The 1,578-nt window shown below is 39.8% G+C and carries 1 protein-coding gene and 1 pseudogene; both read right to left on the bottom strand.

Annotated features, from left to right (window positions below; all coding sequences use genetic code 11):
- Window positions 1-328: pseudogene (locus tag O59_RS21875) on the bottom strand (hypothetical protein); the annotation flags it as partial.
- Between the two features lie 355 nt (window positions 329-683).
- The coding region (locus O59_RS19050) for a hypothetical protein (RefSeq protein ID WP_198284834.1) at window positions 684-1,578 on the bottom strand (895 nt) is incomplete at its 5' end.

Genomic DNA, 1,578 nt, shown 5'->3' with positions numbered 1-1,578 from the left:
TAGCGAGAGTGTTAATACCGGAAATGGTTACAGCCTCAGAAGGCGTTACTGCAGAGAGCTCCACGCCAGTAACAGAGTTAAAGCTAAAGCTATTGGGAATAGTATCGGGAAGAGGAATAGAAGAGGCACTGCTGCTACTCGAGGCAATGCTACTGACACCCACCGAGCTGCTGATACCTGCACTGCTGGTACCAGCAGTACTGTTACTGGATCGTGAGGCCGTTGTGTTATCGCCTCCCCCACCACCTCCGCCGCAAGCGACAAGTGCAGTGAAGCCCAGGAGTAAAACGGTTCGGGAGAATACGCGGTGCAGTGTAGCTATCGTCATGATAGTAATGATTCCTTTGCGATAAAAAGAGGAGCTGTTGAATAAAGCGGTATGTTCAAAAGGCGCGGATTTTACCTGCTAGCAATAAGCCTTGGCTGTAGGAAATTGACTATACGTGACGCTTTTTTCGACGAGCACTTTGCGGTGCTCGCTGAAGCGTATTTAATAAAATTTAGCATCCATACTTATTTTTTATGATGAATAGAAAATGCAATTATTGCTATTCGAGAAAATACTAATATCAAATACGTTCAGCAAATTACTTCACTATCCAGAGAGCACTCAGTAGTGATCTCTGGGATTTAGGCAGCTCCGCTCAAATAATAATAAATTTTTACTAATCAAAGTATCAAAATTATTTTTGAGATTTTGAAATGATAACTCTTTCCTCTGTCTCCAAGTCGATTACAAAAACACTCTCTCTTTTAGAATCAAGACCAAACATTAGATCATTTTCAACATCAATTTTCATGTTGTATAAATCAAAGCTTTTCGCAGAATCAGAGTCGACATTTTTATAAGATATGTCTTTAAACCATGAGCGGTTACCAGTTGTAAGATCGACGGCAAATACTTTCGCTGGAAATTCGCTGATCAATGCACGATTGCGCTTTTGATCAACCTCTATATCAATCAAAGCAGCGGAATATCCCTCAGTTAGCATTCCAGAAAACAATGGCCCAGTGCCGACTGCATTGCTGGAAAATACGCTGTGTTGGCCAGTAACTCGATCCACAGCAATTATTGCATGCTTATTTAAATCGTTAGTTTGACCTCCACTCGCAATCAGATACCTATTATTTTGAAAATCAACATCTAATCCAAACACGTCCTCAAGACCTGGCATCTTATTCTCATCAGAAACTATTTCTAATTCATTATTAGATAATGAAAATTTAGCCAATTTTCCAGGTCCCAAATACACATTCTCAACAAACACTAAATTGGCCTGCCCATTTACAGTTTCTATTGAAATATTGAAGTAATTATCCAAGGGGGCAGTTTCAAATTTATTTACGATGGAACCATCCACGATATTTATTTCGTAGAGTGGACCGGATGAGGATGCGAATAAACGTCTACTGATTGGATCTATCGCTAATGCAAAAACCTCATTGTTTTCTGTAGGGTTTTCTGAAAAGATAGTTCGCTGTCCTGTTCTAATGTCAACGGCAATAATGTTTTCATCGCTTTGCTCTGAAATTAGAAGTCGATCACGATCAATAGCTAACCCTGCAAAAATGTATTTG

This window comes from Cellvibrio sp. BR (genome assembly GCF_000263355.1).
Lineage (GTDB): Bacteria > Pseudomonadota > Gammaproteobacteria > Pseudomonadales > Cellvibrionaceae > Cellvibrio.
This window is presented reverse-complemented; position numbering and strand designations above follow the sequence as displayed.